Annotated in this window: 21 protein-coding genes; 16 read left to right on the top strand and 5 right to left on the bottom strand. The window is 60.8% G+C overall.

What is annotated here, in order from left to right:
- Window positions 1-19: 19 nt before the first annotated feature.
- Window positions 20-997 carry a dipeptidase gene (locus tag KVQ82_RS03240; protein WP_222017986.1) on the bottom strand — a complete coding sequence of 326 codons (978 nt, stop codon included), beginning with the start codon at window positions 995-997 and terminating at the stop codon, window positions 20-22.
- A gap of 234 nt (window positions 998-1,231) precedes the next feature.
- Here KVQ82_RS03240 and KVQ82_RS03235 point away from each other — a divergent pair, with 234 nt between their 5' ends.
- Window positions 1,232-1,633, top strand: coding sequence for a lysozyme inhibitor LprI family protein (locus tag KVQ82_RS03235; protein ID WP_098968461.1), 402 nt, complete (start codon window positions 1,232-1,234; stop codon window positions 1,631-1,633).
- Between the two features lie 48 nt (window positions 1,634-1,681).
- A complete protein-coding gene (locus tag KVQ82_RS03230) occupies window positions 1,682-2,098 on the top strand; it encodes a DUF3010 family protein (protein WP_222017984.1) in 417 nt (138 codons plus the stop codon).
- Window positions 2,099-2,182: 84 nt separating this feature from the next.
- On the opposite strand, the gene KVQ82_RS03225 is transcribed toward KVQ82_RS03230, so the two are convergent.
- Entirely contained in the window at window positions 2,183-3,127 is a 945-nt protein-coding gene (locus tag KVQ82_RS03225; protein WP_095121415.1) for a GlxA family transcriptional regulator, read from the bottom strand.
- A 192-nt stretch (window positions 3,128-3,319) separates the two neighbouring features.
- On the opposite strand from KVQ82_RS03225, the gene KVQ82_RS03220 reads away from it, so the two are divergent.
- From KVQ82_RS03220 to KVQ82_RS03195, 6 genes are all read left to right on the top strand, one after another.
- On the top strand, window positions 3,320-4,264 hold the full coding sequence (locus KVQ82_RS03220; RefSeq protein WP_222017982.1) for a choline ABC transporter substrate-binding protein: 945 nt from the start codon (window positions 3,320-3,322) through the stop codon (window positions 4,262-4,264).
- 75 nt (window positions 4,265-4,339) lie between these two features.
- Window positions 4,340-5,227, top strand: coding sequence for a 3-keto-5-aminohexanoate cleavage protein (locus KVQ82_RS03215; protein ID WP_007962632.1), 888 nt, complete (start codon window positions 4,340-4,342; stop codon window positions 5,225-5,227).
- 227 nt (window positions 5,228-5,454) lie between these two features.
- Window positions 5,455-6,420 (top strand): L-carnitine dehydrogenase, encoded by a 966-nt coding sequence (locus KVQ82_RS03210; RefSeq protein WP_222017980.1) that lies wholly within the window; start codon window positions 5,455-5,457, stop codon window positions 6,418-6,420.
- Between the two features lie 179 nt (window positions 6,421-6,599).
- A complete protein-coding gene (locus tag KVQ82_RS03205; protein ID WP_097089043.1) occupies window positions 6,600-7,076 on the top strand; it encodes a thioesterase family protein in 477 nt (158 codons plus the stop codon).
- Window positions 7,077-7,099: 23 nt separating this feature from the next.
- Window positions 7,100-8,263: a gamma-butyrobetaine dioxygenase gene (locus KVQ82_RS03200; protein WP_222017978.1), complete on the top strand. Its 1,164-nt coding sequence runs from the start codon at window positions 7,100-7,102 to the stop codon at window positions 8,261-8,263.
- Window positions 8,264-8,615: 352 nt separating this feature from the next.
- On the top strand, window positions 8,616-8,879 hold the full coding sequence (locus KVQ82_RS03195) for a hypothetical protein (RefSeq protein ID WP_007962640.1): 264 nt from the start codon (window positions 8,616-8,618) through the stop codon (window positions 8,877-8,879).
- An 89-nt stretch (window positions 8,880-8,968) separates the two neighbouring features.
- Here KVQ82_RS03195 and KVQ82_RS03190 read toward each other — a convergent pair whose 3' ends face one another.
- Window positions 8,969-10,072 carry a GlxA family transcriptional regulator gene (locus KVQ82_RS03190; protein WP_007949927.1) on the bottom strand — a complete coding sequence of 368 codons (1,104 nt, stop codon included), beginning with the start codon at window positions 10,070-10,072 and terminating at the stop codon, window positions 8,969-8,971.
- Between the two features lie 601 nt (window positions 10,073-10,673).
- A complete protein-coding gene (locus KVQ82_RS03185) occupies window positions 10,674-12,050 on the bottom strand; it encodes an L-serine ammonia-lyase (RefSeq protein WP_041063379.1) in 1,377 nt (458 codons plus the stop codon).
- 436 nt (window positions 12,051-12,486) lie between these two features.
- On the opposite strand from KVQ82_RS03185, the gene KVQ82_RS03180 reads away from it, so the two are divergent.
- From KVQ82_RS03180 to choV, 3 genes are all read left to right on the top strand, one after another.
- Window positions 12,487-13,434: a choline ABC transporter substrate-binding protein gene (locus tag KVQ82_RS03180; protein WP_041063381.1), complete on the top strand. Its 948-nt coding sequence runs from the start codon at window positions 12,487-12,489 to the stop codon at window positions 13,432-13,434.
- Window positions 13,435-13,500: 66 nt separating this feature from the next.
- Complete coding sequence (gene choW, locus KVQ82_RS03175; RefSeq protein ID WP_041063383.1) at window positions 13,501-14,346, top strand: choline ABC transporter permease subunit; 846 nt, start codon at window positions 13,501-13,503, stop codon at window positions 14,344-14,346.
- On the top strand, window positions 14,343-15,521 hold the full coding sequence (choV, locus tag KVQ82_RS03170) for a choline ABC transporter ATP-binding protein (RefSeq protein WP_041063385.1): 1,179 nt from the start codon (window positions 14,343-14,345) through the stop codon (window positions 15,519-15,521). The genes choW and choV overlap by 4 nt, the downstream gene beginning before the upstream one ends.
- Window positions 15,522-15,699: 178 nt before the next feature.
- Here choV and KVQ82_RS03165 read toward each other — a convergent pair whose 3' ends face one another.
- Window positions 15,700-17,640: a BCCT family transporter gene (locus KVQ82_RS03165; protein WP_260688110.1), complete on the bottom strand. Its 1,941-nt coding sequence runs from the start codon at window positions 17,638-17,640 to the stop codon at window positions 15,700-15,702.
- Window positions 17,641-18,125: 485 nt separating this feature from the next.
- Between KVQ82_RS03165 and betI the strand changes: the two genes are divergently transcribed.
- The 5 genes from betI to KVQ82_RS03140 all read left to right on the top strand — a co-directional run bounded on the left by betI (window position 18,126) and on the right by KVQ82_RS03140 (window position 25,284).
- Window positions 18,126-18,746 carry a transcriptional regulator BetI gene (betI, locus tag KVQ82_RS03160; RefSeq protein ID WP_041063389.1) on the top strand — a complete coding sequence of 207 codons (621 nt, stop codon included), beginning with the start codon at window positions 18,126-18,128 and terminating at the stop codon, window positions 18,744-18,746.
- Window positions 18,747-18,808: 62 nt separating this feature from the next.
- Window positions 18,809-20,281 carry a betaine-aldehyde dehydrogenase gene (betB, locus tag KVQ82_RS03155; protein WP_027610639.1) on the top strand — a complete coding sequence of 491 codons (1,473 nt, stop codon included), beginning with the start codon at window positions 18,809-18,811 and terminating at the stop codon, window positions 20,279-20,281.
- Between the two features lie 236 nt (window positions 20,282-20,517).
- The gene (betA, locus tag KVQ82_RS03150) at window positions 20,518-22,221 is read left to right on the top strand and encodes a choline dehydrogenase (protein ID WP_086793597.1); all 1,704 of its coding nucleotides are present in this window, start codon (window positions 20,518-20,520) and stop codon (window positions 22,219-22,221) included.
- A gap of 283 nt (window positions 22,222-22,504) precedes the next feature.
- Entirely contained in the window at window positions 22,505-23,947 is a 1,443-nt protein-coding gene (locus tag KVQ82_RS03145; RefSeq protein WP_222017974.1) for a TldD/PmbA family protein, read from the top strand.
- Entirely contained in the window at window positions 23,947-25,284 is a 1,338-nt protein-coding gene (locus tag KVQ82_RS03140) for a TldD/PmbA family protein (RefSeq protein WP_222017973.1), read from the top strand. Before KVQ82_RS03145 ends, KVQ82_RS03140 begins: the two co-directional genes overlap by 1 nt.
- The last annotated feature ends 100 nt before the right edge of the window (window positions 25,285-25,384 follow it).

The raw sequence follows: 25,384 nt of genomic DNA, 5'->3' as shown, positions 1-25,384 counted from the left end.
GATTCAGAAGTGCGGCGGCTTATTCGCCCCAGACATCCTTGAGAACGTTGACCCAGTTCTCGCCCATGATCTTGCGCACGACGCGCTCGGAGTGGCCGCGCTTGAGCAGGGTTTCGGTCAGGTTCGGGAACTCGCCGACGGTGCGGATGCCCAGCGGGTTGATGATCTTGCCGAAGCTGGTCAGACGACGGGCGTAGCCCTTGTCGTGGGTCAGGTATTCGAAGAAGTCCTGGCCGTGACCCTGGGTGAAGTCGGTGCCGATGCCGATGGCGTCTTCGCCGACGATGTTCATGGTGTATTCGATGGCTTCGGCGTAATCGTCGATGGTCGAATCGATGCCCTTGGCAAGGAACGGCGCAAACATGGTCACGCCGACAAAACCGCCGTGGTCAGCGATGAACTTCAGTTCAGCATCGGACTTGTTGCGCGGGTGATCTTTCAGACCCGACGGCAGGCAGTGGGAATAGCAGACCGGTTTTTTCGATTCGAGGATGACTTCCTCGGACGTCTTGGAACCGACGTGGGACAGGTCGCACATGACGCCGACGCGGTTCATCTCGGCGACGATTTCGCGGCCGAAGCCCGACAGGCCGCCGTCACGCTCGTAACAACCGGTGCCGACCAGGTTCTGGGTGTTGTAGCACATCTGCACGATGCCGACGCCAAGTTGCTTGAACACCTCGACATAGCCGATCTGGTCTTCGAAGGCGTGGGCATTCTGGAAGCCGAAGAGGATGCCGGTCTTGCCCTGCTCCTTGGCGCGACGGATGTCGGCGGTGGTGCGCACCGGCATTACCAGATCGCTGTTTTCGCGGATCAGCTTCTGGCTGGCGGCGATATTGTTCACAGTCGCCTGAAAGCCTTCCCACACCGACACGGTGCAGTTGGCCGCCGTCAGACCGCCCTTGCGCATGTCTTCGAACAGCTCGCGGTTCCATTTGGCAATGATCAGACCGTCGATAACGATGCTGTCGGCGTGTAATTCGGCTGGGCTCATCAGGCGTCCCCTTATTGGCGATTCATGCGCCGAATCGTCTGCCGGCGCTTTGGGGCCAGCATATGCCTCGGTGCCGGGGCGACCGGGTGCAAAAACGACAGGGGAATTGCCGAAAGCGTCAATCCGCGACAAAGGGTCGCCAGGCGCTCCGATCAGCTACCTGTTCAAGCCCGCCAGCTTGAGCCAGAATCTGGCGCATCTTGGATACACCACTGGATTAGAGCGGCGACAACCATGAAATCGATCTTCCTGGCCTTGGCACTGATTGCGACCGGCGTACACGCCGCCGAAGAGACCGACAACAACCCGTGCGACGCGGTGGAAAACGACGTCCAGACCCTGGAATGCTCGACCTACAGCCGCAGCACCGCCGAAGACCTGCTCAAAGACAACTACGCCAGCCTCAACGAGCGCATGCAGGCCACCTACGGCAAAAACGCCGCGCAACTGGCCGACATCACCGCCAAACTGAAAACCGCCCAGCAACAATGGCTGAAAACCCGCGACGCCGATTGCGCCGTGGAAGCGTTCCCCGCCACCGAAGGCAGCAAGGCGTTCAAGATTGCGCAGAATGACTGTGTGGCACGGATGAGTGATGAGCGGTCGGAGTTTTTGGAGTCGATTGGGCAGGAGTGAGGAGCTGCGCTGTAAGCTGCACCTCATATAGCCAATCAAGGGACACTCATGAACATCTGCGGCATCGAAATCAAAGGCAGCGAAGCGATCATCGCCGTGGCCTCCCTTGACGGGGCAACGCTGAGCCACGTGGCGCTCAACACCAAGAAAATCGCCCTCGACGATGATGACGAGGCGGCCAACGTCAAACGCTTCGCGACGCAGGTTGCCTCGTTTGTGCGCGAACACTCGATTGAACGGATTGCGATCAAGAAGCGCAGCAAGAAAGGTGAATTTGCCGGTGGGCCGACCACGTTCAAGATCGAAGGTGTGTTTCAGTTGCTCGATGGGTGTGAGGTGACGCTTTTGTCGCCGCAGACGATCAATGCGCAAGCCAAGAAGCATAATTTCGAGCTGCCGGGGACGTTGAACAAGTATCAGCATGAGGCTTATAAAGCGGCGTGTTCGGCGTTGGTGAAGAAGTAAGATCAAAGGATCGCAGCCTTCGGCAGCTCCTACAGGGAAATGAATTCCAATGTAGGAGCTGCCGAAGGCTGCGATCTTTTGATTTCAGGCCTGAGCGGTACGCCGGTCTTCCCGGGGGCAACGGGCGAAGCGTGCGCGGTAGCTGCGGGTGAAATACGACGGCGACTCAAACCCGCAGGCGATGCTGACTTCGAGCACGCTCATATCAGTCTGGCGCAACAGCTGCCGGGCTTTTTCCAATCGCAGGCGCAGATAGAAATTGCTCGGTGTGTCGTTCAGATGCAGCCGAAACAGGCGCTCCAGCTGCCGCCGCGTGACTTTGATCGATTCCGCCAGTTGCAGCGTGGTCAGCGGTGGTTCGCTGTGCTGCTCCATCTCACCAATCACCTGCACCAGCTTTTTGTTGCTGATGCCGTAGCGCGTGGCGACTTCCATGCGCTGGTGGTCTTTGCGCGGACGAATCCGCCCCAGCACGAACTGCTCGCTGACCTGAATCGCCAGTTGCGGGCCGTGGGCCTGGGCGATCAGATCGAGCATCAGGTCGATAGACGCGGTGCCGCCCGCCGAGGTGATGCGCCGCCGGTCAATCTCGAACAGCTCCTGGGTCACGCTCAGCTGTGGATAAGATTCCTTGAACGCATCGATCGCCTCCCAGTGCAGGGTCAAGCGATGGCCGTCGAGCAGGCCGGCTTCAGCGAGAACGAAACTGCCGGTATCGATGGCGCCGAGGGTCACGCCTTCGTTGTCCAGCCGGCGCAGCCAATGCTCAAGGGTTGGCGTGGCGAACTTCAGCGGTTCGAACCCGGCCACCACCAGCAGCGTCGCGCCTTTCTTCAACGGCTCCAGCGCCGCGTCGGCGTTGACCGACATGCCATTGCTCGCCAGCACCGCCCCGCCATCGGCGCTGAGCACGTGCCAGCGGTACAACTCGCCGCGAAAGCGGTTGGCCACCCGCAGCGGTTCGATCGCCGAGATGAAACCGATGGCGGAAAAACCGGGCATCAGCAGAAAGTAGAAATCCTGGGACATGTGCGCACTCGGTTAGCGGGTAGCGTGGATCGTTGATACGCCGATTGTCGTCAGCGTTCAAGAGCACAGGTCGCTACAGTGCAAGAGCCAGTCGCCGCAGTGCGCTTTCAAAGGCCTACAGCTGCGTAACTTTGCATCACCGGCACGCCAGATGCCGGAACTCACAATAAACGACCTGCCGAGGAACCCGACATGAAACGACTGATCAGCAGCTGTGTTCTTGCACTCAGCGGTACCGCTTTCTTGAGCGCCAGCGTCATGGCGGCCGAACCTGCGTCGTGCCAGAACGTGCGCATGGGCGTCGTCAACTGGACTGACGTGATCGCCACCAGTGCCATGACCCAAGTGCTGCTCGACGGCCTCGGCTACAGCACCAAACAAACCAGCGCGTCCCAGCAGATCATCTTCGCCGGGATTCGTGATCAGCGGCTGGATCTGTTCCTCGGCTACTGGAACCCGCTGATGACCCAGACCATCACCCCGTTCGTCGACGCCAACCAGGTCAAAGTCCTGGAAGCACCAAGCCTGAAAGACGCCCGCGCGACCCTCGCCGTGCCGACTTATCTGGCGGACAAGGGCCTGAAAACCTTCGCCGACATCGCCAAATTCGAGAAGGAACTGGGCGGCAAGATCTACGGCATCGAACCGGGCTCGGGCGCCAATACGCAGATCAAGGCAATGATCGCCAAGAACCAGTTCGGCCTCGGCAAATTCCAGCTGGTCGAATCCAGCGAAGCCGGGATGCTCGCCGCCGTGGACCGCGCCGTACGCCGCAAGGAAGCCGTGGTGTTCTTCGGCTGGGCGCCGCACCCGATGAACGTGAACGTCAAGATGACTTACCTGACCGGCAGCGAGGACGCCCTCGGTCCGAACGAAGGCATGGCCACGGTATGGACGGTCACCGCGCCGAAATACGCCGAGCAGTGCCCGAACATCGGTCGCCTGCTGAGCAACCTGACATTCACCGCCGAAGACGAGAGCCGGATGATGCAGCCGCTGCTCGATCACAAGGACGCGTTCGAATCGGCCAGGCAATGGCTCAAGGATCACCCCGAAGACAAGCAGCGCTGGCTGGAAGGTGTAACCACCTTCGATGGCAAACCGGCCGCTGAAAACCTGCAACTGACCAGCAAATAAATCACCGGAAATCAACGCTTCGCAGCCCCGAACAGGGCTGCGAACAGACCCATTACGCCTGAAGGAAACCGCACCATGAACCACGACGTCATCATCACCTGCGCACTCACCGGTGCTGGCGACACGACCGCCAAGAGCCCGCATGTGCCGGTCACCCCGAAACAGATCGCCGCTGCCGCAGTAGAGGCGGCCAAGGCCGGCGCCACGGTGGTGCACTGCCATGTGCGCGACCCACAGACCGGCAAGTTCAGCCGTGACGTGGCGCTGTACCGCGAAGTGATGGAGCGCATCCGCGAGGCTGACGTCGACATCATCGTCAACCTCACCGCCGGCATGGGCGGTGACCTCGAAATCGGTGCTGGCGAGCACCCGATGGAGTTCGGCCCGAACACCGATCTGGTCGGCCCGCTGACCCGTCTGGCCCACGTTGAAGAACTGCTGCCGGAAATCTGCACCCTCGATTGCGGCACGCTGAACTTCGGCGACGGCGACACCATTTACGTCTCGACGCCAGCGCAACTGCGCGCCGGCGCCAAGCGCATCACCGAGCTGGGGGTGAAGGCCGAACTGGAAATTTTCGACACCGGCCACCTGTGGTTCGCCAAACAGATGATCAAGGAAGGCCTGCTCGACAACCCGTTGTTCCAGCTGTGCCTGGGCATCCCGTGGGGCGCTCCGGCGGACACCACCACCATGAAAGCCATGGTCGACAACCTGCCGGCGGACGCGGTGTGGGCCGGGTTCGGCATCGGCCGCATGCAGATGCCGATGGCCGCGCAAGCGGTGCTGCTCGGCGGCAACGTGCGGGTCGGCCTGGAAGACAACCTGTGGCTGGACAAGGGTGTGCTGGCCACCAACGGCCAACTGGTCGAACGCGCCACCGAGATCCTCAGCCGCCTCGGCGCCCGGGTGCTGACCCCGGCTGAGGGGCGCAAGAAGATGGGCCTGACCCAGCGCGGCTGACCCAACCACCCATTTCCCTCTGTGAAATGAATTCTGTGGTGAGGGGATTTATCCCCGATGGGTGGCGAAGCCGCCCCAAGACCTGACAACCCGGGGCATCAGATAGACCGAGAGTGCTGGTTTTACGACTGCTTCGCAGTTGATCGGGGCGGTGCGACGTTTCGCTAAATCCCCTCGCCACAAGACAGAGTTTCCACAGGACCACCGAACTCTCTCAGGAAATCACCATGAGCTTTATCACCGACATCAAAACCTTCGCCGCCCTCGGCAGCGGTGTCATCGGCAGCGGCTGGGTCGCGCGTGCCCTCGCCCACGGCCTCGACGTGGTGGCCTGGGACCCGGCGCCCGGCGCTGAAGCTGCGCTGCGCAAACGCGTGGCGAATGCCTGGGGTGCGCTGGAGAAAAACGGTCTGGCACCCGGCGCCTCGCAGGATCGTTTGCGCTTTGTCGCGACCATCGAGGAATGCGTGCGCGATGCTGATTTCATTCAGGAAAGTGCCCCGGAACGCCTCGAGCTGAAACTCGATCTGCATAGCAAAATCAGCGCGGCGGCCAAGCCCAATGCCTTGATCGGATCGAGCACTTCCGGCCTGTTGCCGAGCGAGTTCTACGAGAGCTCGACCCGCCCTGAACGCTGCGTGGTCGGTCACCCGTTCAATCCGGTTTACCTGCTGCCGCTGGTGGAAGTGGTCGGTGGCAAGCACACCGCGCCCGAGGCCGTGCAAGCCGCGATGAAGGTTTACGAATCCCTCGGCATGCGCCCGCTGCATGTGCGCAAGGAAGTGCCAGGGTTCATCGCCGACCGTTTGCTCGAAGCGCTGTGGCGTGAGGCGCTGCACCTGGTCAACGACGGCGTGGCGACGACTGGCGAGATCGACGACGCGATCCGTTTTGGCGCCGGTCTGCGCTGGTCGTTCATGGGCACGTTCCTGACCTACACGCTGGCCGGTGGCGACGCGGGGATGCGTCACTTCATGTCGCAGTTCGGCCCGGCGTTGCAGTTGCCGTGGACGTATCTGCCGGCACCGGAGCTGACTGACAAGCTGATTGACGATGTGGTCGGTGGCACCAGTGATCAGCTCGGCCGCCACAGCATTTCAGCGCTGGAGCGCTATCGTGATGACTGCCTGCTGGCGGTGCTGGAGGCGGTGAAGACCACCAAGGAAAAGCACGGGATGAGTTTCAGCGAGTAATCGCCTTCCCCTGTGGCGAGGGAGCTTGCTCCCGCTCGGCCGCGAAGCGGTCGTAAAACCAGCGAATGCTGTCTGACCGACGCACCGCGATCAGAGGTTTTGGGGCTGATGCGCAGCCCAGCGGGAGCAAGCTCCCTCGCCACAATGTGTATTGCGCCAGCGATCTATGGAGTTCAACCATGCCCACCCTCACCACCTACCAAACCACCATCATCCCCGACTGGGTCGACTACAACGGCCATCTGCGCGACGCCTTCTACTTGCTGATCTTCAGCTACGCCACCGACGCCCTGATGGACCGTCTCGGCATGGACAGCAACAACCGCGAGGCCAGCGGCCACTCACTGTTTACTCTCGAACTGCACCTGAATTATCTGCACGAAGTGAAGCTCGGCGCCGAGGTCGAGGTGCGCACGCAAATCATCGGCCACGACAGCAAACGCCTGCACCTCTATCACAGCCTGCACCTGGCCGGCGACGACAAGGAACTGGCCGGTAACGAGCAGATGCTGTTGCACGTCGATCTCGCCGGCCCACGTTCCGCGCCGTTCACCCCGGACACCTTGAGCCGCCTGCAAGCCATCGCCGCCGAGCAAGTCGATCTGCCCGCCCCGGCTTACATCGGCCGTGTCATCGCTCTGCCACCCGCCCGTTAATCCCTCCCACGCAAGGAGCCGCCATGCACACCGCTGCCGCTGTTGCCGATTTCCGTACTTATCCGTTGATCAGCGCGCTGAGCGGCGTGCAGAACCTGGCGGATCGCGTTTCGCTTGCCTGGGCCGACGGCCGCGTCAGCCCGTTCCATCACGTCTGGTTGCGAGATAACTGCCCGTGCGAGCAGTGCGTCTACAACGTCACCCGTGAGCAGGTATTCGAGATCGTCGATGCCGCGCCGGATCTGGCTCCCGTCAACGCGCACATCGACAGCGACGGCTGTCTGCAGATCGACTGGCAGGACGGCCACCACAGTCGCTTCGATCCGGGCTGGCTGCGCGCCCACGCCTATGACGACGAGTCCCGCGCCGAACGTCTGGCGGCTAAACCCCAGCCCTATCTGTGGCGCAGCAATTTGCAGCTACCGGCATTCGACTATTCAGCGCTGATGAACGATAACGGTGCGCTGCTGCAATGGTTGATCGCGGTGCGCGACATCGGCCTGACTCAGGTGCGCGGCGTGCCCACCGAACCGGGTTCACTGAAGCTGATCGCCCAGCGCATTTCGTTCATCCGCGAGAGCAATTTCGGCGTGCTGTTCAACGTGCAATCGAAGGCCGATGCCGACAGCAACGCCTACACCGCTTTCAACCTGCCGTTGCACACCGATTTGCCGACCCGGGAGTTGCAACCGGGCCTGCAGTTTCTGCATTGCCTGGTGAATGACGCCGAAGGTGGCGAGAGTATTTTTGTCGACGGTTATGCGATTGCCGACGCGTTGCGTCAGGAAGCACCGGAGCTGTTTCAGGCACTGTGCGAAATCCCCGTGGAGTTTCGCAACAAGGACCGCCACAGCGACTATCGTTGCCTGGCGCCGATCATTGCGCTGGATGCGCTGGGCCGGGTCGCGGAGGTGCGCATGGCGAACTTTCTGCGCGGAGCGTTCGATACGTCGGTGGAGCAGATGCCGCTGCTGTATCGCGCCTATCGGCGCTTGATTGCGATGACCCGCGAGCCACGATTTCGGCTGATGCAGCGACTCAATCCGGGGGAGCTGTGGTGTTTCGATAATCGCCGTACGCTGCATGCGCGCAATGCGTTTGACCCGGCCACCGGGGCGCGGCATTTCCAGGGTTGCTACATCGATCGGGATGAGTTGTTGTCGCGGATTCTGGTGTTGCAACGCTAGACCGCTAAAAGCAAAAGATCGCAGCCTCCGGCAGCTCCTACAGGAGATCGCATTTCAACTGTAGGAGCTGCCGGAGGCTGCGATCTTTTGACTTTCATAAAATTAAAAAAAACCCCGATACAAGCCGTGACAGGATCGGGGCAGAGGGTACTGTTGAGGAGCTGCCAGTCGAGGGTGACCAAACCGTCTGTAGCGAGCTGAGGCCAGTGTGCCCACTCCCCTTGGCACTGAGTTAGCCGAAAACGACCTGTTCATAGCCGTCGCGGCCACTGCGACAAATCACCCTTGCCGTGCCTGCGCATGCCCACCAGAATCGAGCCACGACCTCCATTGCCGAAGAAGGAAGCGCGCCATGATGTATGCCGATTTGATCGATCAGGAAGACTTGTTGGGCCAGCTCAAGGCATTGGGGTTTCAGGTGCCGAGCGGCTCCACAGCGGAGCAGGCCTGCGAGTGTGCGGTGCGTGGTCTGGACAATGTTCGCGCGTTTGAATTGCGCAAGATGGTCAAGGACATGTACACCAGCGGCGCCAGTATCCAGCCTGCGGTGCGCCAGGCGATCGACAAGCAGTTGTTGCCGGCATTGGCGGATTACCAGCAAAGCCATAGCGCCTGACAGAAGATCAAAAGATCGCAGCCTGCGGCAGCTCCTACAGTTGAAATGCGATCCCCTGTAGGAGCTGCCGCAGGCTGCGATCTTTTGCTTTACAGCCTTACGCTGGCAAACGTCGACTCATTACGCGCCTGACTCAATGCCGACATCGGCCCCGACAGCGGCGACATCACGATGGCCTGCGGCAGCGGCAGCATCGCCACTTGCTGCGTGGTGTTGGAGCCTACGCGTTCGTCACGCGGCGGAATGCCGAAGTATTCGCGGTAGCATTTGGAGAAGTGCGGCGTCGACACGAAACCGCACACCGAGGCCACTTCGATGATCGACATCGGCGTTTGCTTGAGCAACTGCCGCGCGCGGATCAGGCGCAGCTTCAAGTAGTAACGCGACGGAGAGCAGTGCAGGTATTTCTGGAACAGGCGCTCCAGCTGTCGACGCGACACGGCGACGTACACCGCCAGTTCGTCGAGGTCGATCGGCTCTTCGAGGTTGGCCTCCATCAGCGCGACAATTTCCTGCAGCTTCGGCTGGTTGGTGCCGAGCATGTGCTTGAGCGGCACGCGCTGGTGATCCTGCTCGTTGCGGATGCGCTCGTAGACGAACATTTCCGAGATCGCAGCAGACAGTTCGCGACCGTGATCGCGGCTGATCAGGTGCAGCATCATGTCCAGTGGCGCGGTACCACCGGAACTGGTGAAACGGTTACGGTCGAGGGTGAACAAGCGAGTGCTCATGGCCACACGCGGGAAAGCTTCCTGCATCGCTGCCAGACATTCCCAGTGCACGCTGCAATCGAAACCGTCGAGCAGCCCGGCGCAAGCCAAGGCCCAGCTGCCGGTGCACACCGCGCCCAGCCGCTTGGACTGACGCGCCTGGCTCTGCAGCCATGACACGTGCTCGCGGGTCACGGTGCGTTGAATGCCGATCCCGCCGCAGACGATCACGGTGTCCAGGGGCGGGGCTTTGTGCATGGAGGCATCGGGGGTGATTTGCAGACCGTCACTGGCCCACACCTGGCCGCCATCGACGGTCAGGGTGCTCCAGCGATACAGCTCACGACCGGACAATTGGTTGGCCATGCGCAGGGGCTCGACTGCGGAGGCCAGAGAAATCAGCGTGAAATTGTCCAGCAGCAGAAAGCCGATGGATTGAGGCGCACGGTTCTGGGGTTGGGCCCCGGAGTTGAACGACGTCATCGCGGTATCTCCTCACACAAAGCGGGTGATGGCCTCAGGCGGAGGCTCTTGTTATTGCCGGCGTTCTCACGTGGGAGACGGGCTTTGTTATGACAGAGCAAATGCCATGCCTAAAATTGAATGGCCGTTCAATAACTCCTGAAAACGACGTCGCGACGTGTCTATTCAAGACGTCGGCCAACAGCTGTTTCGAAGTGCCATCAGCGGCGGTGAGCGCCCTGCCCCGCTGCCTGTGAGCAGATCGGTAGCACTTGTGGGAACTGGCCTGCGCGCAGTTTGTGGGGAGTGTCACCGCAGGCACGGGTGACGGACGGTAGGGAGTGCGAATGGCGCACTGCGAGTGGGAAAAGCTCTTATCTGATTGCGACGCGCTAAAAGGTGGCGTGATTTGATCAGCGTGTGCACTTGGTGAGCAGTTTTGACTGGTCTGGCACTTCCAAATCAAACATAAATCCTGTGGCGAGGGGATTTATCCCCGATCGGCTGCGCAGCAGCCGTAAAACCATTCAGCGCGGTGTGTCAGGCAACACTCGATTGCAGGATTTGGGGCCGCTTCGCAGCCCATCGGGGATAAATCCCCTCGCCACAGGACATCTCGGTCTCAGCACTCAACCGCGCTAACGGCCAAACCACCACGCGAGGTCTCTTTATATTTGTCATGCATATCCGCGCCGGTATCGCGCATGGTGCGGATCACCCGGTCCAGCGAGATGAAGTGCTGACCATCGCCGCGCAAGGCCATCTGCGCCGCGTTGATCGCTTTCACCGCCGCAATCGCATTGCGTTCGATGCACGGCACCTGCACCAGCCCGCCGACCGGATCGCAGGTCAGGCCGAGGTTATGTTCCAGACCGATTTCCGCCGCGTTGCACAGTTGCTCCGGCGTCGCGCCCAAAATCTCTGCCAGACCCGCTGCCGCCATCGCGCAGGCCGAACCCACTTCACCCTGGCAGCCGACTTCGGCACCGGAGATCGAGGCGTTCTTCTTGCACAGAATCCCCACCGCCGCCGCACCCAGAAAGTAGTCGACGACGTTGGCGTCGGTGACCGCTTCGCTGAACTTCATAAAGTAGTGCAACACCGCCGGAATGATCCCCGCCGCGCCATTGGTCGGCGCCGTGACCATACGCCCGCCCGCCGCGTTTTCTTCGTTGACCGCCAGGGCGAACAGATTGACCCATTCCATCGCGCTCAACGTCGAACCGATCACGTTGGGTTTGTTCAATTCCTGCAGGTTGCGATGCAACTTCGCCGCACGCCGACGCACATTCAAACCGCCGGGGAGGATGCCTTCGTGCTTGAGGCCCTGCTCGACGCAATCCTGCATCGCCCGCCACAGTTTCATCAGGCCGGCGCGGATTTCTTCTTCGCTGCGCCAGACCTTTTCGTTGGCCATCATCAATTCGGCGACGCGCAGATTGTTCTTTTGGCACAGCTGTAGCAGTTCCACCGCGCTGGAAAAGTCATAGGGCAATTCAGTGCGATCCAGATCGACCACACCGCTGGATGCCTGCGCCTGATCCACCACGAATCCGCCGCCGACCGAATAGTAGGTGTCGCGATGAATCTCGCCGTGATCGCCTTCGGCAATCAGGGTCATGGCGTTGGGGTGGAACGGCAGGTTCTCGTCGATCAGGCGCATGTCGCGCGCCCAGACAAACGGCACCGACAAACGGCCGTCCAGAAGAAGCGTGTGGGTTTCACGCAGGGCCTGGATTCGCGGGCCAATCTGCGACGGGTCGATTGCGTCCGGCCACTCGCCCATCAGGCCCATGATCACTGCGTTGTCGCTGCCGTGGCCGATACCGGTGGCCGACAGCGAACCGAACAGTTGCACTTCTATACGCCGCACCTGTTCGAGCAGGTGCCGGTCGCGCAGCGATTCGACAAACAGGGCCGCGGCGCGCATCGGGCCGACGGTGTGGGAACTGGACGGGCCGATGCCGATTTTGAACAGGTCGAAAACGCTGATAGCCATTGCTGCAGAGCTCCTGAGGATGCCGTTCCCGGGCGTTAAGCGCCCGCTGGCGGAGCTGCTACGCTCAAGCTGCGATCCGCCGGAATGCCCGCATCATCAGGCTTTTGTCAGGTCGCCCGGCGTCTGACACCGACGCACTCATGCCCACCAACGCCGTGCCGGTTTCCTCCCCTGTTTCCGCCGTTTTTATGCGGTTCAGATGGCCAAACGGGGTAGAAAAAAGCTGTAAACGACGTCACTGACACTGGATGCGACCATCCCTGTACTGGATACGACCCACCCTGTAGGCGTCAGATTTTCACTGGTACATGATCGTTATGACTCGATTGCAAGGCGCCGTGGTAGAGCTGTCTCCAGAACGCCATCCAACCGCAACCTATAAGTGCGGTGGTCCACAGTCGGAACACTGCCAAAAAAAACACCAAGGAGTCCATCCATGAAAGGTTCCCCGTCGTTGTTGTTGGCCGCCATGCTGAGTCTGCCGTTACTGGCTCACGCTGCAGAACCCGCTCAGTGCAGTACCGTGAACTTCTCCGATGTCGGCTGGACCGACATCACCGCCACCACCGCCACCACTTCGGTGGTACTCGACGCCCTCGGCTACAAGACCAAGACCACCATGATCTCCGTGCCCGTGACCTACAAGTCGCTGGCCGACGGCAAGAACATGGACGTGTTCCTCGGTAACTGGATGCCGACCATGGAAAACGACATCAAGGCCTACCGCGATGCCGGCACCGTCGAAGTGGTGCGCACCAACCTCAAGGGTGCCAAGTACACCCTCGCCGTACCGCAAGCCCTGTACGACAAGGGTCTGCATGACTTCGCCGATATCGCCAAATTCAAGAAAGAGCTCGACGGCAAGATCTACGGCATCGAGCCCGGCAATGACGGTAACCGCCTGATCCAGAGCATGATCGACAAGAACGCTTTCGGCCTGAAGGACGCCGGTTTCAAAGTCGTCGAATCCTCCGAAGCGGGCATGCTCTCGCAGGTTGACCGCGCACAGAAACGCGACACCGCCGTGGTCTTCCTCGGCTGGGCGCCGCACCCGATGAACAAGCGCTTCAAGATTCAATACCTGACCGGCGGCGATGACTTCTTCGGCCCCGATTTCGGTGCTGCGACCGTGGCGACCAACACCCGCAAGGGTTACACCACTGAATGCAGCAACGTCGGTCAGTTGCTGAAGAACCTGGAGTTCACCGTCGACATGGAAAGTACCCTGATGGGCAACATCCTCGACGACAAGATGAAGCCTGAAGCGGCCGCCAAGGCCTGGCTGAAAAAGAACCCACAGGTGCTTGATACCTGGCTCGCTGGCGTGACCACCATTGACGGTAAACCTGGCCTGGAAGCCGTGAAAGCCAAGCTCGCACAGTAATTGCCTTACGCCGGGCGAGTTCGCTCGCCCGGGCTGTTTATTCCTTGCATGCGGACGTTCACTACCATGCTGATTGATCAGAAAATCCCTTTAGGCCAGTACATCGCGGGCTTCGTTGAATGGTTGACGCAACACGGCGCCAGCACCTTCGACGCAATCGCCGTGACACTGGAAACGATGATCCACGGCGTGACGTTTGCGCTGACCTGGTTCAACCCGCTGGTGCTGATCGGCCTCATCGCCCTGCTGGCCCACTTCATCCAGCGCAAATGGGGGCTGACGGTGTTCGTCATCGCCTCGTTCCTGCTGATCCTCAATCTGGGTTACTGGCAGGAAACCATGGAAACCCTCGCCCAGGTCATGTTCGCGACCCTGGTCTGCGTGGTCATCGGCGTGCCGCTGGGCATCGTCGCCGCGCACAAGCCGATGTTCTACACTTTAATGCGTCCGGTACTCGATCTGATGCAGACCGTACCGACCTTCGTTTACCTCATTCCTACCCTGACCCTCTTCGGGCTGGGTGTGGTGCCGGGCCTGATCTCCACGGTGGTGTTCGCCATCGCTGCGCCGATCCGCCTGACCTACCTGGGCATCCGCGATGTCCCGCAAGAACTGATGGACGCCGGCAAGGCCTTCGGCTGCTCGCGTCGCCAATTGCTTTCACGGATCGAACTGCCTCACGCCATGCCGAGCATCGCGGCCGGCATCACCCAGTGCATCATGCTGTCGCTGTCGATGGTGGTGATCGCGGCACTGGTAGGCGCCGACGGACTCGGCAAACCGGTGGTCAACGCACTGAACACTGCTGATATCGCCCTGGGCTTCGAAGCGGGCCTTGCGATCGTACTGCTGGCGATCATGCTCGACCGTATCTGCAAACAACCCGACGCCAAAGCAGGGGGTGACGCATGAGCATAATTCGCTTCGATAACGTTGACGTGATCTTCACCAAGGATCCGCGCGAAGCACTGAAACTTCTCGATCAAGGTTTGACCCGCAGCGAGATCCTGAAAAAGACCGGGCAGATCGTCGGCGTGGAAAAGGCCAGCCTGGACATCAACAAGGGCGAGATCTGCGTACTGATGGGCCTGTCCGGCTCCGGCAAGTCGAGCCTGCTGCGCTGCATCAACGGCCTCAACACCGTGAGTCGCGGCAAGCTGTTCGTCGAGCACGAAGGCAAGCAGATCGACATCGCTTCCTGCACCCCCGCCGAACTGAAAATGATGCGCACCAAACGCATCGCCATGGTGTTCCAGAAGTTCGCCCTGATGCCGTGGCTGACGGTGCGCGAGAACATCAGTTTCGGTCTGGAAATGCAGGGCCGACCGGAAAAGGAACGGCGCAAGCTGGTCGACGACAAGCTCGAACTGGTGGGCCTGACCCAATGGCGCAACAAGAAGCCCGATGAACTCTCCGGCGGCATGCAACAGCGTGTCGGACTGGCGCGGGCGCTGGCGATGGACGCCGACATTCTGTTGATGGACGAACCGTTCTCGGCACTCGACCCGCTGATCCGCCAGGGCCTGCAGGACGAACTGCTGGAACTGCAACGCAAGCTGAGCAAGACCATCGTGTTTGTCAGTCACGACCTCGACGAGGCACTGAAACTGGGGAGCCGCATCGCGATCATGAAGGACGGCCGGATCATCCAGTACAGCGTGCCGGAAGAGATCGTGCTGAACCCGGCGGACGACTATGTGCGCACCTTCGTGGCCCACACCAATCCGCTCAACGTACTCTGCGGGCGCAGCCTGATGCGCACGCTGGACAACTGCAAACGCATCAACGGTTCGGTGTGCCTCGACCCGGGCGGCGACTCGTGGCTGGACCTGGCCGAAGGCAACACCATCAAAGGCGCGCGGCAGAACGGTTCGGTGCTGAACCTGCAGAACTGGGCGCCGGGCCAGGCCGTGGAAGGCCTGGAGCGCAAACCGACGCTGGTGGACTCGAACATCGGCATGCGTGACGCGCTGCAGATTCGCTACCAGACCGGCAACAAACTGGTGCTGCACGACAACAACCATGTGGTGGGGATTCTTGGCGACAGTGAGCTGTATCACGCGTTGCTGGGCAAGAACCTGGGGTAAGAACCCCGGACACAAAAACGCCGCGAGAGGATCGCGGCGTTTTTGTTTGAAGAGCAAAAGATCGCAGCCTTCGGCAGCTCCTACAGGGGGAATGCGATCCATGTAGGAGCTGCCGAAGGCTGCGATCTTTCAAAGGAACAACGCGGTGCTTCAGACTGAAACACCGCGCACTTGCTGTTTAGCTATACACCCGGCCAAGGAGCTGCCGATGGCTTTCAAACTGATCGAGCACATCGCGTGTGATCTGATCCTGCGTAAAGCCCATCAGGTCGTAGTCCTGGCTGCCGTTGTGCAGGTACACCTCGGCACGGTAATAGCGCTGGCGCGCCTCATCGGACTGGGCCGATTCGGTCGGGGTCGCCAGATAACCGTCCAGGCTCACTTCGTAGACGAAAGGGTTGCCCTCTTCCATCTCGACGCGCACGCCCATGCAGCGTTTGGACTTGCCCAGCAGCGTCTGCACTTGCAGACCCTGTGCACGCATTTGCGCGGCCGCATCTTCCAGCGCAGGGCTGACCTGCTTGTCCATGAAGCGCTGCACCACCGATTGGCTCGGCTGCAGATCCAGCTGGGTCAGACGCTCGCTGAAACCACGACGACCACGCTCAGCCAATTGCGCCTGCTCCTGTTCGATCTGCACATCCTGACGCATCGCCTTGTGCAGGCCGAACATGAAGAACACCAGCACCACCGAGAACGGCAGACCGGCCAGCACCACCATGGTTTGCATGGCTTCGAAGTTACCGGCGAACAGCAGACCGATAGTCACCAGCGTGATCACCACCGACCAGAAGATCCGCAGCCAGTGCGGCGCATCTTCATCGACGTTGCCGCCCTTGCAGGACAGATTCGCCATCATCACCGCGCCGGAGTCGGCCGGGGTCAGGAACAGCACGAAGCCAACAAAGATCGACACACCGATGACGACTTTCGACGCCGGGTAGTGTTCCAGCAACTGGTAGATCGCCATCGACGGCTGTTCCAGCGCCGTCTTGCCGAGTTCCACCGCGCCCTGGTTCATCACCAGATCCAGTGCCGAGTTACCGAAGATCGACAGCCACGCCAGGGTGAAACCCAGCGGAATCAGCAGCACGCCAGCCACCAGCTCACGCACGGTACGACCACGGGAAATACGCGCGATGAACATGCCGACGAATGGCGCCCAGGAAATCCACCAGGCCCAGTAGAACAGAGTCCACAGGCCCAGCCAGCGGTCGGACTTGGCGCTGTCGCCTTCATAGACGTACAGGTCGAAGGTCTTCAGCACCACGCCGTTGAGGTAATCGCCGATGTTCTGCACGAAGCCGTTGAGCAGGTGCAGGGTCGGGCCGAACAACAGGACGAAAATCAGCAGACCGCTGAACAGCACGATGTTCAGGTTGGACAGACGACGGATGCCGTTTTCCACACCGGACACGGCAGCGATGGTCGCCACGGTGCTCATCACGATGATCACGATCAGCAAGTTGGTGTTGCTGTGTTCCATGCCGAACAGGTTTTCCAGGCCGGAGGACACTTGCAGCGAGCCGATCCCCAGGTTGGTCACCAGACCCAGCAGGGTCACGAACATGCCGAAGCCGTCCACTGCGTGACCGGCCGCGCCTTTGACCCAACGCTCGCCCACCAGCGGATACAGCGCCGAACGCAGGGCCAATGGCTGGTTATGACGGTAAGCGAAGTACGCCACGGCCAGACCGACCAGCGCATAGATCGCCCAGCCGTGCAGGCCCCAGTGCAGGAACGTCAGTTGCACCGCCTGACGCGCAGCCAGATTGGTGGCCGCTGCGCCTTCCGGCGGATTGAAGTAATGGTCCAGCGGCTCGGACGCGCCGAAGTACAGCAGCGAAATACCGATACCCGACGAGAACAGCATCCCCGCCCAGGCGCCGTAACTGAAATCCGGGGTATCGTCCTTGCTGCCCAGTTTGAGTTTGCCGTAGGAGGAAAACGCCAGGCCCACCACAAACACCAGGTAGGCGGCGATCACCACCATGTAGTACCAGCCGAAGCTGCGCGACAACCAGGCCTGAGCCATACCCAACATTCTGCCGGCCTCTTGCGGGGCGATGATCAGAATGGCGGTCAACAACAGAATCAACGCGGTCGAGGTGTAAAACACCCAACCGTTGACCGTCACCTTCTCGGGCGGGGTCTTTATAAGCGAGGCAGAACTCATGGCACAAATGCTCCAGGCAGTGCGAGAGAAGAACACAAGGCAACACGGAACCCGACCAATCGGTTAGTTGGCAGCCGACCGGCGGGTGATATAAAGACACCCCGAAAAAAGCCCGAACCTGCCGAAATGGCGTTGCGAATCGCTTTCGTGGCCAAAGCTGTGCGGACGTTCATCCGAAACCTGGCCCCGAGCGTCTTGCCCATTCAGCACGTCCATCGAATAGCGAACCGCGCCATGCCCCACGCAGGTTTCAAGGATTTCCGGAGGTCGTTTTATCGCCATTTACAAGCAGAAAAAATCTGTAGGCAGCGACGATTTGTCGCAGATCTTATTCTTTGTTGATTGAACGTTCAATCAAAACAAAATAGACTGGCCCTCAATCCGATTGGCGTTTATCGCCCGTCGGAAGGCCTAAGGAGATGTGCAAGATGCCCAAGGTCGGTATGCAACCCATCCGCCGCCAACAACTGATCGAAGCCACGTTGCAGGCGGTCGATCAGGTCGGTATGGGGGACGCCAGCATTGCGCTGATCGCCCGTTTGGCCGGTGTCTCGAATGGCATCATCAGTCACTATTTTCAGGACAAGAACGGCCTGATTGCCGCCACGATGCGGTATCTGATGAATGTCCTCAGCGAGAACGTCACCGCGCGCCGGCAGGCGCTGGCAGACAGCAGCCCACGGGCGCATCTGCAGGTGATCATCGAAGGCAACTTCGACGCCAGCCAGGTCAATGGCCCGGCAATGAAAACATGGCTGGCCTTCTGGGCCACCAGCATGCACCAGCCGTCTTTGCACAGGTTGCAGCGGATCAACGATCACCGTCTGTATTCCAACCTGTGCTGCGAGTTCCGCCGTGTGTTGCCGCTCGAAGATGCGCGCAGCGCTGCGCGTGGACTGGCAGCGTTGATCGACGGTTTGTGGTTGCGCGGCGCGCTGTCGGGAGACGCTTTCGACACCGCGCAGGCGCAACAGATCGCTTACGAATACATGGATTTCCAATTGGCCAAGCAGGTGAGCCAGAGCACACAGAAAACGCTCGGTACCTGAACCGCCACCGCAGTTTCAGCGCGGTGGTCGACGCCAACCACTAATGCACTTGCGAGGACACTATGGCCCGTTTCGAACTGCAAAAACTCTACATCGATGGCGCGTACTCCGACGCTGGCAGCGATGCCACTTTCGAAGCCATCAACCCGGCGAACGGTGAAGTCCTCGCCCAAGTGCAACGCGCGACCAAGGAAGACGTCGAGCGTGCTGTGGTCAGCGCTGAAAAGGGCCAGAAGATCTGGGCCGCGATGACCGCCATGGAGCGTTCGCGCATCCTGCGTCGCGCCGTCGACATCCTGCGCGAGCGCAACGATGAACTGGCTGCTCTGGAAACCCTGGACACCGGCAAAGCCTTCTCCGAAACCAAGTACGTCGACATCGTCACCGGTGCTGACGTGCTGGAATACTACGCAGGCCTGGTGCCGGCGATCGAAGGCGAGCAGATTCCGCTGCGCGACACTTCCTTTGTCTACACCCGTCGCGAACCGCTGGGCGTGGTTGCCGGTATCGGCGCGTGGAACTACCCGATCCAGATCGCGCTGTGGAAATCCGCACCCGCCCTGGCCGCTGGTAACGCGATGATCTTCAAGCCAAGCGAAGTCACTTCGCTGACCACCCTGAAACTGGCCGAGATCTACACCGAAGCCGGCCTGCCAAACGGCGTGTTCAACGTCCTGACCGGCAGCGGCCGTGAAGTCGGCACCTGGCTGACCGAGCACCCGCGCATCGAGAAAGTTTCCTTCACCGGCGGCACCGACACCGGCAAGAAAGTCATGGCCAGCGCTTCGGCTTCCTCGCTCAAAGACGTGACCATGGAACTGGGCGGCAAGTCGCCGCTGATCATCTGCGACGACGCCGACCTGGATCGCGCCGCCGACACCGCAATGATGGCCAACTTCTACAGCTCCGGTCAGGTCTGCACCAACGGTACTCGCGTGTTCGTACCGAGCCACCTGAAAGCCGCGTTCGAAGCCAAGATCGTCGAGCGCGTAGCGCGCATCCGCATCGGCAACCCGGAAGACGAAAACACCAACTTCGGCCCACTGGTTAGCTTCGCCCACATGGAAAGCGTGCTGGGTTACATCGCCAAGGGTAAAGAAGAAGGTGCCCGCGTGCTGTGCGGCGGCGAGCGTCTGACCGACGGCGAATTCGCCAAGGGCGCTTTCGTCGCACCGACCGTGTTCACCGATTGCACCGACGAGATGACCATCGTCCGTGAAGAAATCTTTGGCCCGGTGATGGCGATCCTGTCCTACGAAACCGAAGAAGAAGTGATCCGCCGCGCCAACGACACCGACTTCGGCCTGGCCGCCGGTATCGTCACCAAAGACCTGAACCGCGCACACCGCGTGATTCATCAACTGGAAGCCGGTATCTGCTGGATCAACGCCTGGGGCGAGTCCGACGCAAAAATGCCGGTGGGCGGTTACAAGCAGTCGGGCGTGGGCCGTGAAAACGGCATCAGCTCGCTGACCAACTACACACGCATCAAATCGGTACAGGTCGAGCTGGGCGATTACGTCTCGGTGTTCTGATCTGACTCAGAGTCTGGATGGGGCCTTTGTGGTGAGGGGATTCATCCCCGACGGGCTGCGAAGCAGCCCCCATCCAGACCCTGCAACTCTCCAGACAGAACTCATTCGCTGGCTTTACGACTGCTGCGCAGCCGGTCGGGGATAAATCCCCTCACCACAGAGGATTCTCTCCTCACCACTGGTTTTGCAGCGTCCCGGCGATCTTGACCTGACCAACCTCTAAGAGGGTGCATTCAATGTCCCAAGAATTCGATTACATCATCATCGGTGCCGGCTCGGCCGGTAACACCCTGGCGACCCGTCTGACTGAAGACGAAGGCGTCACCGTGCTGCTGCTCGAAGCAGGCGGCCCGGACTATCGTTTCGACTTCCGCACGCAAATGCCGGCCGCGCTGGCATTCCCGCTGCAGGGTCGTCGCTACAACTGGGCGTACGAAACCGATCCGGAGCCACACATGGACGGTCGCCGGATGGAATGCGGTCGCGGCAAGGGCCTCGGCGGTTCCTCGCTGATCAACGGCATGTGCTACATCCGTGGCAACGCGATGGACTACGACGGCTGGGCGAAACTGCCAGGCCTGGAAGACTGGACCTACCTCGACTGCCTGCCGTACTTCCGTAAAGCGGAAACCCGTGACATCGGCCCGAACGATTACCACGGTGGCGACGGCCCGGTCAGCGTGACCACGCCGAAAGCCGGCAACAACCCGCTGTTCCACGCCATGGTTGAAGCCGGCGTGCAAGCCGGTTACCCGCGCACCGAAGACTTGAACGGCTATCAGCAGGAAGGCTTCGGCCCGATGGACCGCACCGTGACGCCGAACGGCCGTCGTGCTTCCACTGCCCGAGGCTACCTCGACGTCGCCAAAAAACGCTCGACCCTGACCATCGTTACCCACGCCCTGACCGACAAGATTTTGTTCGAAGGCAAGCGTGCGGTCGGTGTACGTTACCTGGTCGGTTCGGCGGAAGAGCGCGTTGAAGCCAAGGCACGCAAGGAAGTTCTGCTGTGCTCCGGCGCCATCGCTTCGCCGCAGATTCTGCAGCGCTCCGGCGTCGGCCCGGCGAAACTGCTGGAAAGCCTCGACATCCCGGTCGTCCATGACCTGCCGGGCGTCGGTGAAAATTTGCAGGATCACCTTGAGCTGTACCTGCAATACGCTTGCACCCAACCGGTCTCGCTGTACCCGTCGCTGCTCTGGTACAACCAGCCAGCCATCGGTGCCGAGTGGCTGTTCAACGGCACCGGCATCGGCGCCAGCAACCAGTTCGAAGCCGGCGGTTTCATCCGTACGCGCGAAGAATTCGAATGGCCGAACATCCAGTACCACTTCCTGCCGGTGGCGATTAACTACAACGGCAGCAACGGTGTGAAAGAGCACGGTTTCCAGGCGCACATGGGTTCCATGCGTTCGCCGAGCCGTGGCCGCATCCAGGTCAAATCCAAGGACCCGCGTCAGCACCCGAGCATCCTGTTCAACTACATGGCCACCGAGCAGGACTGGCAGGAATTCCGTGACGGCATCCGCCTGACCCGCGAAATCATGCAACAGCCTGCGCTGGACGCCTTCCGTGGCCGCGAAATCAGCCCGGGCATCGACGTGCAAACCGATGAGCAGCTGGACAAGTTCATCCGCGAGCACGCCGAAACTGCGTTCCACCCGTCCTGCTCGTGCAAGATGGGCACCGACGAGATGGCGGTTGTGGATGGCGAAGGCCGCGTGCACGGCATGCAGAGCCTGCGTGTGGTCGATGCTTCGATCATGCCGATCATCACCACCGGTAACCTGAACGCGCCGACGATCATGATGGCCGAGAAAATCGCCGACAAGATCCGTGGCCGCAAGCCGCTGCCGCGTAGCAATGCTGCCTACTATGTTGCTGGCGGTGCGCCGGTGAAGGGCAAGCCGATGCGTGATATCACGCCTGTTGCCCAGTAAGACTTGATACCGCGTCACGGCAAATCGCTGGCAAGCCAGCTCCCACAGGGTTTTGCGTCGTTCACAGATATTGTGGTCACCGAGAAACCTGTGGGAGTCTGGCTTGCCAGCGATGAGGCCCTGCAAATCAGCATCCATTTCCCTGCTGCACAGTAAATCCTCCTATACCCCCTCTTCACTTGATCCTACCCCCACGCAGGCCTACTCTAGACCTCGCGCAATCGTTTCACCCCTCCCCGCCGAATCGCGTCACCCCGCAACTCCATAACAAGGAGGTTCCCGAATGTTCGATTTCCACCCCCAGCTCAAGCAGCGCTTCGCTGCCTTGCGCACGGGCGCCGAGTTTTTTTCCTTGCGGTATGTACGCGAGTCCGGCCAGTACCTGTCGGTGCGCAAGAATGTCGCCGAACCGCCGAGCCTGAGCCGCGACGAAGGCGCGATGCTCACCGTCCGCGTCAATGGCGTCGAAGCCTACGCCGCGACCAATGACCTGTCGCAACAAGGCCTGCAAGCCGCCCTGGAGCGCGCCGAACAGCAGGCCCGTCGGCTCAAGCCCCACGCCTTGCTCGACCTGCGCGATCAGCCGGTATCCAGTGACCGCGCTGATTACTTTTCGCCCAATCTCGATCAACCCTTCCCGTCCCTGAGCGAATGCTTCGAGCTGCTCGGCGCGGAATCCGCCGCGGTGCCAAAGGATGAGCGCCTGGTGCATTGGCAAGCGAGCATCGGCATCACCCACGTCGAACAGATTTACCTGAGCAGTGCCGGCGCCGAATTGCGCCAGGCCCAGCGCTTCGTTTATCCAAGTCTCGATGTCACCGCCTACGACGGCAACGACAGCCAGACCCGCTCCCTGGGCCGCGAGAACTTCGGTCAGCAGGGTGGCGCCGACGTGATCAGCCGTTGCGGTCTGGTCGGCGCCGGCCCGCAAGTGGCCGATCAGGCCCTGCAACTGCTGCTCGCGCCAAATACCCCGCAAGGCCCGCGCGATCTGTTGCTGATGCCCGATCAGATGATGCTGCAGATTCACGAGTCGATCGGGCACCCGCTGGAGCTCGACCGGATCCTCGGTGACGAACGCAACTACGCCGGCACCAGCTTCGTCAAAACCAGCGACTTCGGCAGCCTGCAATACGGTTCGAAGCTGCTCAACGTGACCTTCGACCCGGACATTCCCGAAGAGCTGGCCAGTTACGGCCACGATGACGACGGCAGCAAGGCCAGCAAACAATTCCTGATTCGCCAAGGCTTGTTGTTGCGGCCATTGGGCGGCGCACTGTCGCAGTTCCGCGCCGGCCTCGACGGCGTTGCCAACAGCCGCGCCTGCGGCTGGAACCGGCCGCCGATCGACCGCATGGCCAACCTCAACATCGAGCCGGGCGATCAGTCGCTGACGCAACTGATCAGCGGCATCGAGCATGGCATTCTGATGAGCACCAACCGTTCGTGGTCGATTGACGATGCACGTAACAAATTCCAGTTCGGTTGCGAGTGGGGTCAGTTGATCGAGAACGGTGAACTCAAGGGTGTGGTGAAAAATCCGAATTACCGAGGCATTTCCGCGCAGTTCTGGAAGAGTCTGCGCGCGGTCGGCGATGCCGGCACCCGTAAAGTGCTGGGCACGCCAAACTGCGGCAAGGGCGAGCCGAACCAGGTGATCCGCGTCGGCCACGCTTCGCCGGCCTGCGTATTCAGCAACGTTGATGTGTTTGGGGGAGACGCCTGATGAGCATTTCGAAGAGTCAGTCCGACGCCTTCAAGATCATGGTCAATTGGCTGCGCGACAGCGTGCGCGAGCCGGAACAATTCACCCTCAGCTATGCCGCCGAATCTTCGGCGTTCGTGCGCTTCAACCACGCCAAGGTGCGGCAGGCCGGTCAGGTGCAGCAGGCCGATGTCGGGTTGAAGCTGATCAATGACGGCCGCCATGCCGACCTGCACATCACCCTGTCTGGTGATCAGGAAGCCGATCTGCAACGCCTCGCCGAAGGCCTGCAACAACTGCGCGAAACCCTGCCGCTGCTGCCACAGGATCCGTACCTGCTGCTCAACCACAACGGCTGGCAGAGCAACAACGTGCAGCAACATCCGCTGCCGGACACCGAGCAAGTGGTCGAGGAAATCTGCACCGCGGCTGAAGGTCTGGATCTGGTCGGCTTCTATGCTGCCGGCCCGATCAGCCGTGGTTTCGCCAGCTCCTCGGGAGCGTTTGGCTGGCATCAGGCCAACAGCTTCAACTTCGACTTCAGCCTGTTCCACGAAAACGGCGAAGCGGTCAAGGCCAGCTACGCCGGGCACGAATGGAGCAGCGAAGGCTTCGCCCGGCGCTTCCAGCAGGCGCGCGAGCAACTGGCGTTTCTCGGTCGACCGTTGCGCACCCTCGCACCGGGGCAATATCGGGCGTATCTGGCGCCGGCCGCACTGGAAGAAATCATGGGCATGCTTAGCTGGGGCGGTTTTTCCGCACAGTCGATCGCCAGCAAGAGCAGTCCGCTGCAGAAGCTGTATGTCGGTGATCAGGCGTTCAGTCCGCTGGTATCGCTGGATGAGCAAGTCAGCGGATCGTTGAGCCCGGCGTTCTCCGGCGAGGGTTATCCGCGCAGCGATCTGCGGCTGGTCATCGAAGGCAAGGCCGGCGATCAACTGGTCGGCTCGCGCAGTGCCGCCGAATACGGCCTGACCGCCAACGGCGCCAGCGGCGGTGAAATGCCGAGTGCACTGAACATGGCCGCCGGTGATCTGTCACAGGCAGAAATTCTCAAGCAGTTGGGCACCGGGCTTTACATCAGCAACCTGTGGTATCTGAATTACTCCGATCAACCGGCGGCGCGACTGACCGGCATGACCCGCTTCGCGACCTTCTGGGTCGAGAACGGCGAGATTCAGGCGCCGGTCAGCACCATGCGTTTCGACGACAGCGCCTACAGCCTGCTGGGTTCGCAGCTGGAAGCACTGACGGCCGAGCGTGAGTTGCTGCTGTCGGCGAGCACGTATAGCCAGCGCAATACCTCGTCGGCGTTGCTGCCGGGGGCGCTGGTGAGCCGATTGACCTTGACCCTGTAACTGAAAACCTCCAGTACCCCCAAGGATCAAGTGCTGGAGTGGACCCTGTGGCGAGGGGATTTATCCCCGATGGGTCGCGTAGCGGCCCCGCTTTTAAAAT

Origin of the sequence: Pseudomonas sp. AO-1, from assembly GCF_019775695.1 — a bacterium.
GTDB lineage: Bacteria > Pseudomonadota > Gammaproteobacteria > Pseudomonadales > Pseudomonadaceae > Aquipseudomonas > Aquipseudomonas parakoreensis.
This window is presented reverse-complemented; position numbering and strand designations above follow the sequence as displayed.